This window comes from Streptosporangium subroseum (genome assembly GCF_900188345.1).
In the GTDB taxonomy this organism is placed as follows: domain Bacteria; phylum Actinomycetota; class Actinomycetes; order Streptosporangiales; family Streptosporangiaceae; genus Streptosporangium; species Streptosporangium subroseum.
Window position 1 is genome coordinate 21642 of sequence record NZ_FZOD01000093.1, and the last position, 7651, is coordinate 29292.

The 7651-nt window shown below is 68.3% G+C and carries 10 protein-coding genes; 9 read left to right on the forward strand and 1 reads right to left on the reverse strand.

Annotation, left to right across the window (positions count from 1 at the left end; all coding sequences use genetic code 11):
- Positions 1-12 precede the first annotated feature (12 nt).
- The 9 genes from recG (at position 13) to CHC08_RS44395 (ending at position 7292) form a co-directional block, all read left to right on the forward strand.
- A complete protein-coding gene (recG, locus tag CHC08_RS44355; RefSeq protein WP_089213392.1) occupies positions 13-2184 on the forward strand; it encodes an ATP-dependent DNA helicase RecG in 2172 nt (723 codons plus the stop codon).
- A gap of 713 nt (positions 2185-2897) precedes the next feature.
- Positions 2898-3467, forward strand: a complete 570-nt coding sequence (rsmD, locus tag CHC08_RS44360) for a 16S rRNA (guanine(966)-N(2))-methyltransferase RsmD (RefSeq protein WP_089213393.1) — start codon at positions 2898-2900, stop codon at positions 3465-3467.
- Between the two features lie 23 nt (positions 3468-3490).
- On the forward strand, positions 3491-3967 hold the full coding sequence (gene coaD / locus CHC08_RS44365) for a pantetheine-phosphate adenylyltransferase (RefSeq protein WP_179282579.1): 477 nt from the start codon (positions 3491-3493) through the stop codon (positions 3965-3967).
- A gap of 75 nt (positions 3968-4042) precedes the next feature.
- Positions 4043-4597: a YceD family protein gene (locus CHC08_RS44370; RefSeq protein ID WP_089213394.1), complete on the forward strand. Its 555-nt coding sequence runs from the start codon at positions 4043-4045 to the stop codon at positions 4595-4597.
- Between the two features lies 1 nt (position 4598).
- Positions 4599-4778 carry a 50S ribosomal protein L32 gene (gene rpmF, locus CHC08_RS44375; RefSeq protein WP_012894381.1) on the forward strand — a complete coding sequence of 60 codons (180 nt, stop codon included), beginning with the start codon at positions 4599-4601 and terminating at the stop codon, positions 4776-4778.
- 222 nt (positions 4779-5000) lie between these two features.
- Positions 5001-5729 (forward strand): ribonuclease III, encoded by a 729-nt coding sequence (rnc, locus tag CHC08_RS44380; protein WP_245878947.1) that lies wholly within the window; start codon positions 5001-5003, stop codon positions 5727-5729.
- A gap of 39 nt (positions 5730-5768) precedes the next feature.
- Positions 5769-6635: a bifunctional DNA-formamidopyrimidine glycosylase/DNA-(apurinic or apyrimidinic site) lyase gene (gene mutM / locus CHC08_RS44385; RefSeq protein ID WP_089213395.1), complete on the forward strand. Its 867-nt coding sequence runs from the start codon at positions 5769-5771 to the stop codon at positions 6633-6635.
- Positions 6632-6907 (forward strand): acylphosphatase, encoded by a 276-nt coding sequence (locus CHC08_RS44390; RefSeq protein WP_089213396.1) that lies wholly within the window; start codon positions 6632-6634, stop codon positions 6905-6907. The genes mutM and CHC08_RS44390 overlap by 4 nt, the downstream gene beginning before the upstream one ends.
- Positions 6908-7097: 190 nt before the next feature.
- Entirely contained in the window at positions 7098-7292 is a 195-nt protein-coding gene (locus CHC08_RS44395; RefSeq protein ID WP_089213397.1) for a hypothetical protein, read from the forward strand.
- 53 nt (positions 7293-7345) lie between these two features.
- On the opposite strand, the gene CHC08_RS51030 is transcribed toward CHC08_RS44395, so the two are convergent.
- On the reverse strand, positions 7346-7651 hold a 306-nt coding region (locus tag CHC08_RS51030; RefSeq protein WP_218825789.1), incomplete at its 5' end, for an alpha/beta hydrolase.

A 7651-nucleotide genomic window follows, 5' to 3' on the forward strand; every position in this document is an offset into this window, starting at 1 on the left:
TAGAAACTTGGGGTGACGAGCTTCGACGAGCCGCTGACGAAGGCGCTGGACCCCAAGACGGCCAAGCTGCTGGAAAGCGTTCTCGACCTGCGCACCGTCGGCGATCTGCTGCGGCACTATCCGCGGCGCTACGCCGAGCGGGGTGAGCTGACGAACCTCGACGACCTGCAGATCGACGAACACGTGACCGTGGTGGGCGAGATCACCAGGGCCATGCGCAGGCCGATGCGGAACAAAGGCGGCACCTGGCTGGAGGTCGAGGTCGTCGACGGCCGCGGCAGCAAGATCTACCTGTCCTTCTTCGGCAAGACGTCCCACATCGCGGAGACGCGGCTGCGGCCGGGCCGGCGGGGCATGTTCGCGGGGAAGGTCGGCGCGTTCGGCCAGGGTGACAAGCGCAGGTGGCAGCTGTCCCACCCCGAGTTCGAGATGTTCGAGGAGGCCGAGGCGGGCGCCGAGGAGTTCGCCGCCGCGCTGGTGCCGATCTACCCGGCGGGCAAGGACGTGACGCCCTGGGCCATCCGCAGGGCGATGGGAGTCGTCCTCGACACCATGGGAGAGCTGGAGGATCCGCTCCCCGCCGACCTGCGGGCCCGGCACAGGCTTCCCGGCCTGGCGGAGGCGCTGCTCGCGATCCACCGGCCGCGCGATCGCGCCGACGTGGAAAGGGCGCGCAAGCGGCTCAGGTTCGACGAGGCCTTCCTGCTCCAGGCCGTGCTGCTGCAGCGCCGGATGGCCGCCGCCTCCTGGCCCGCCACGCCCCGGCCCCCGCGCGGCGACGGGATGCTGACCGACTTCGACGGGCGGCTGCCGTTCGAGCTCACGGAGGGGCAGCGGAGCGTGGGGGAGGAGATCGCCGCGGACCTGGCGCTCGCTCATCCCATGCACCGGCTGCTCCAGGGCGAGGTCGGCGCGGGCAAGACCATCGTGGCGCTGCGGGCCATGCTCCAGGTGGTCGACGCCGGAGGCCAGGCCGTGCTGCTGGCGCCCACGGAGGTGCTCGCCCAGCAGCATCACCGTTCCATCTCCGGCATGCTCGGCGAGCTGGCCGCCGGCGGCATGTTCGGTGGCACGGTGGTCGCCCTGCTGACCGGCTCGCTGGGCGCGGCCGCCCGCCGTTCGGCCATGCTCGACGCCGCCTCGGGCTCGGCGGGGATCGTCGTCGGCACCCACGCGGTGCTCCAGGAGCGCGTGCAGTTCGCCGATCTCGGCCTGGTCGTGGTCGACGAGCAGCACCGGTTCGGCGTCGAGCAGCGCGACGCGCTGCGGGAGAAGGCCGGCGGCGGGCGCCCGCACGTGCTCGTCATGACCGCCACCCCGATCCCGCGCACGGTCGCCATGACGGTCTTCGGCGACCTCACGGTCTCCACCCTCTCCCAGCTGCCCTCCGGACGCGCCCCGATCACCACCCACGTGGTGCCCGCCGCGGAGAAGCCGCACTTTCTCGACCGGACGTGGACGCGGTTGCGCGAGGAGATCGAGCTGGGCCGGCAGGCCTACATCGTGTGCCCGCGCATCGGCGACCTGGAGGGCGACGAGGGCGACCTGTCGAAGGACGACGACGAGCGGAGGCCGCCGCTGGCGGTGCTCGACGTGGCGGAGATGCTGTCGGAGGGGCCGCTGCGCGGTCTCCGTACGGCGGTGCTTCACGGCAAGCTGCCGCCCGAGGAGAAGGACGCGGTGATGAGGGCCTTCACCAGGGGCGAGATCGACGTCCTGGTGGCGACCACGGTCATCGAGGTCGGCGTGGACGTCCCCAACTCCTCGGTCATGGTCATCATGGACGCCGACCGGTTCGGCGTCTCCCAGCTCCACCAGCTCCGCGGCCGGGTCGGCCGTGGTGGACTGCCCGGTCTGTGCCTGCTGGTGTCCGAGTCCCTGGGGGGCACGCCCGCCAGGGGACGGCTCGACGCGGTGGCGGCGACCCTGGACGGCTTTGAGCTGTCCCGTGTGGACCTGGAGCAGCGCAGGGAGGGTGATGTGCTGGGAGTGGCCCAGTCGGGCCGCAGATCGTCTCTGAAGATGCTCAGGCTTCTCCGCGACGAAGACGTGATCCACGCCGCCCGCCTGGACGCCGAGACGATGCTGACCGACGACCCCGATCTGGCCGGGCATCCCGTCCTCCGCATGGAGATCGAGAGGCTCCTCGCCGACGAGCGCGCCGAATACCTCGAGAAGACCTGAGGCTCGGGCCGGGTCCGCTCACCGTGGGGACCCGGGCCGACCGGCTCCGCCCGCCGATGGGGAGGGACCGGGCCGACCGGCTCCGTCCGGCATCGAGAGGAGCCGAGGCTCGTTGAAAGGACCCGAGGCCGACCGGCTCTGTCCGGTGGTTGGAAGGGCGAGTGCCCGATCGCCGGGAAACGGTTGTCCGGCCGCTGGAAGGTCACTGTCCGGTCGCTGAGAAGCCGATGGACCCAACTGCGGGGACGGCCTCCCCCCGAATGCCGTCCCCGCTTGGGCCCACTCCCGGGTCAGGTGCCGAGAGCACCGGCGTGCGGAAGGGCTCACGATCACGCCGGTCGGCCTCCCCCTGGGTCACTTGGAGGCCGCAGGACTCATCATGCAAGGCACCGGCACCCGGCGGAACGACCCTTGCGCTTTCGTCGCCACTCCTTGCCCACTCTTGACCTAGATCACCTGTCAGGACCCTTTTGACCTGCGGTTATGTGATGCGTCGCGACACGCCGCGCTGTGAGGGCGCGTCGATCATCCAGGCTGTGGAGCGGCGATTTGCCCGAATCGCATGGCAATGACACTCCCTAAGCATTAGGCCGTAATTCATCAGGATCGTGAGGGGCAATTGGCCCGCGACCGGCCCGGGAACGACATTCGACCGGCATCGGCCCAGGACCGGCATCTGACCGGCATCTGACCGGCACTGAGAGGATGGGCAGGTGAGTCGAGTCATCGCGGGAAGCGCAGGAGGACGGCGGCTGGCCGTGCCGCCGGGGCGGGGGACCCGCCCCACGAGCGATCGGGCCAGGGAGGGGATCTTCTCCACCGTGGGATCGCTGTTCGGCTCGCTGGAGGGGAGCAGGGTGCTCGACCTCTACGCGGGGTCGGGCGCGCTCGGGCTGGAGGCGCTCTCGCGAGGGGCCTCCCACGCCCTTCTCGTGGAGTCCGACGCCAGGGCGGTCCGGACGATCAAGGAGAACATCGCGGCCCTCGGGCTGCCGGGAGCCGAGCTCGCGGCCGACAGGGTCGAGCGGGTGCTCGCCAGGGGCACCGGCGAGCCGTACGACCTGGTGTTCGCCGACCCGCCCTACGCGATGACCGCGGAGGCGGTGGACGCGACGCTCGGGCAGCTGAGGGATCACGGCTGGCTTCACGAGGACGCGCTGGTCGCGGTGGAACGGGAGAGCCGGGGTAAGGACCTGGTCTGGCCGCTCGGATACGAAGAGGAGAGGGTCCGTCGTTATGGTGAAGCGTCCGTTTGGTACGGTCGCGCCGCCGGGAATCCATAGAGCCACAGAGCAGGGGGTTCACCTTGCGTCGCGTTGTCTGTCCGGGATCGTTTGATCCCATTACCAACGGCCATCTGGACATCATCGGCCGGGCTTCCCGGCAGTACGACGAGGTTGTCGTGGCCGTACTGATCAACCTCGAGAAGAAAAGCCTGTTCACGGTGGAGGAGCGCATCCAGATGCTCCAGACCGTGACCAAGGAGTACGGCAACGTGCGAGTGGACAAGTTTCACGGCCTGTTGGTGGACTACTGCAAGCAGCAGGAGATCCCCGCCATCGTGAAGGGCCTGCGCGCGGTCAGCGACTTCGACTACGAGCTCCAGATGGCCCAGCTCAACTACCGGATGTCCGGGGTGGAGACCCTGTTCATGGCGACCGGGCCGGAGGTCTCATTCCTGTCGTCCAGCCGTATCAAGGAGATCGTCAAGTACGGCGGGAACGTGTCCGGCCTCGTGCCTGATCTTGTGCAGGAACTCCTGGTCGAACGGCTCAGGGGCTAGGCCCTGGTATTCTCTGAATTCGGCCTTGCACGACGGCGTCGATGCGCCATGCCTAACATGCCTAATGAGAGCGGAATGACTCAGCGTAACTTGAACCCCCGAGCCCCCTGGGTGCTTTCTACCCATGAACTGGGGCGACGACCAGGGCTCATGCGCCAGATGAATCTCGTTCTCCCGGCCCCGGCGGACATCGGCGTCGACATGATCGGTGTTCCCAAGGACATCGATGTCGAGCTGGACATCAGGCTTGAAGCGGTCATGGAGGGTGTGCTCGTCACGGGCACTGCGCGAACCCCGCTGCGGGGGGAGTGCGCACGCTGCCTGGAACCGGTCACCTCGCAAACCGAGGTGAACTTCCAGGAGCTGTTCTTCTACTCGGCAGAGGATGCTGCCGAGGATGACTCGCTTCTCGACGGTGACTTGCTCGATCTCGAACCCACATTCCGCGACGCGGTGGTGCTCACACTGCCGTTGAGCCCGGTCTGCAGTGAAGACTGCGCGGGGCTCTGCGTGGAGTGCGGGATCAGGCTGGCCGACGCCGAGCCTGGCCACAAGCACGAAGTGGTCGACGCCCGGTGGGCCAAGCTGCAAGGTCTCATACCCGAACATAACAACGATCAGGAGAGCTGACGTGGCTGTCCCCAAGCGCAAAATGTCGCGGAGCAACACCCGCTCCCGCAGGTCGCAGTGGAAGGCTGCCGCGGTTTCGCTCGTGAGCTGCCCCCAGTGTCGCTCGCCCAAGCGTCCGCACGTGGCGTGTCCGACCTGCGGCACCTACAACCGCCGTCAGGTGATCGAGCCCTCCGCCTGATCGCATTCTGACTGACGGATGCCGGCCGGGTCCCTTTCCGGCCCCGGCCGGCGTTACCGTTTGCAATCCCATGCGATGGCGGTCCGCCCGCGGCTGTGGTGGACGCCGGGGTTCGCGTGTAATCGCGTACCCTCCCGGCGCCCACCACGTCTTCGGGCACTTCTCGTTCTCCCCTTCGCCATCGCGCCTTCGATGAGAAACGTGCGAGGAGAAGACGTGGGTATGAGCAGCATCAAACCGGTGGCCGTCCAGGTCGTCAAAGACGAGCTGGAGCGAGTCCTGGCGGTGACGCTGGACGTCGCCATCCTGGAGCGGGCGCTGACGCACCGCTCCTACGCGTACGAGAACGGTGGACTGCCCACCAACGAGCGCCTGGAGTTCCTCGGCGACTCGGTGCTGGGCCTGGTGGTCACCGACACCCTCTACCGCAACCACCCCGACCTGCCCGAGGGGCAGCTGGCCAAGCTCAGGGCCGCGGTGGTCAACATGCGCGCCCTCGCCGACGTGGCCCGCACGCTGGGCCTGGGCCGGTTCCTGCGGCTCGGACGCGGCGAGGAGGGCACCGGAGGACGTGACAAGTCCTCGATCCTCGCCGACACCCTTGAGGCGCTGATCGGCGCCGTCTACATCAACAGGGGCCTGGACGAGGCGTTCCGTGTCGTCCACCTGCTCTTCGACCCCCTCATCGTCCGCTCCGCCTCGCTCGGGGCGGGGCTCGACTGGAAGACCTCGCTCCAGGAGCTCACCGCGTCCGAATCGCTGGGTGTGCCCGAGTATCACGTCGAGGAAAGTGGTCCCGACCACGCCAAGTCCTTCACCGCGATCGTTCGTGTCGGTGGAGAGGAGTACGGTTCGGGTTCCGGCCGCTCGAAGAAGGAAGCCGAGCAACAGGCCGCCGAGGCGGCCTGGACCCGGATCCGTCAGGATCGGGACAGGCGCGAAGCCAGCTGACCCGACCACGGGACGGCCAGCCTGCTCAAGGAGGGGTTCATGCCTGAGTTGCCCGAGGTCGAGGTCGTACGGCGGGGCCTGGAGCGCTGGGTGTCCGGGCGGGTCGTCGCCCACGCCGAGGTGTTCCATCCGCGGGCGATCCGGCGACACGCCCCCGGCGCCGAGGAGTTCGTCTCCCGGCTGAAGGGCCGCACGGTCGGCTCCGCCGAGCGCAGGGGCAAATATCTCTGGCTGCCCCTCGACGGCTCCGACGCGATCCTGGCGCATCTGGGGATGAGCGGGCAACTGCTGATGGTGGAGCCGGACTCGGCCCCGGAGAAGCATCTCCGCGTCCGGATCGCCTTCACCGACGGCGGCCCCGACCTGCGCTTCGTCGACCAGCGGACCTTCGGGCACGTGCTGGTGACCGCGATGGGCCATTCCGGGGGCAGGCCGGTGCCGGAGCCGATCGTCCACATCGCGGCCGACCCGTTCGAGGCCCACTTCGACGACGAGAAGTTCGCCAGCCGCCTGCGGGCCAAGCAGACCGAGGTCAAGCGGGCGCTCCTGGACCAGTCGCTGATCAGCGGCGTCGGCAACATCTACGCCGACGAGGCGCTCTGGCGGGCCGGCCTGCACGGCGTCCGGCCCACCGGGGCGCTGACCAAGCCGAAGATCGCCGAATTGCTGGCCGCCGCCCGTCAGGTGATGGCCGCCGCCCTGTCCGAGGGCGGCACATCCTTTGACAGTCTCTACGTGAATGTCAATGGCGAGAGCGGTTACTTCGACCGGTCACTCGCCGTGTACGGCCGGCGGGACGAACCCTGCCCCAGGTGTGGCGCCCCGATCATCAGGGAGTCGTTCATGAACCGTTCGTCCTACAGTTGCCCACGCTGCCAGCCCCGCCCGCGAAAGGCCGGGCTGTGACGGACCGGCGGCTGACCGCCTGGGTCAGGGGCCGCGTGCAGGGGGTCGGTTTCCGCTGGTGGACGCGGTCGCGGGCGCTGGAGCTCGGGCTGACCGGCTGGGCCCGCAACATGGCGGACGGCCGGGTGGAGATCGTCGCGGAGGGTTCGGAGGAATCCTGTGTCAAACTTCTGCAGTTTCTTCGCGGGGGTGACACGCCCGGCCTGGTCGACGGGGTCGTAGAGCACTGGAATGAGCCCAAAGGCGGTTTGGTGAGCTTTGTAGAGCGCTGACCGCTTCCACAAAACCCCCAAAATAAGGTATAGTTATCTGTCGAGAGTGCCTACTGGTGCATCCACCTGGAGCGTTCAACTTGACCGTCTCCCTCACCGGTGCGACTCTTGATGAGAACCGCGCGCACCCCTCCCGCGGCAAAGAAGTGCGCGAACCAGTCTGGTCACTCAGCGTGGAGGACCCTTTACCATGGCGAAGGCTCTACTCGGCCACGTCGGCGGTCCCGACCCTCGAATGGTCTCGGAAATGCGTCGCCTCCAGCAGCGCATCCGGGATCTCGAGGGAGAGCTCACCCGGCTCCAGGCCCAGAACGACGAACTCGCGGCCAACACCCGCGACGAGGAGTTCAACCGTCTGCAGGATCGCGAGCCGGCCCTTACCTAGAGGCCGGGACGGAAACACACTGTCCTAGGGGCGCCTCTTCGGGGCGTCCCTTGTCATATATGGCGCGAAAGGAAGGCCAACTGCTCCGGTAACACCCGGCGGCGGTAGGCCATGTCCTGGCATCCGGAGGTAACCCTTCCCTCGGCTGTGGCACCCAGCGCTCTGAGGCCCTTCAGCATCGTCTGAGTCTGCAGGGCCCAGTCGTCGCGCTCGCCACAGCCCAGCCATACCGGGATGTCCACGAGATCGCGCAACGGCGCCTGTGAGGCGGTAACGGCGGGTGACGCCGCGGCGACCGCCCACACTCGTTTCGGGCCCAGCTCCGCGGCCAGCCTCAGCGCTCCGGCGCCCCCCGACGA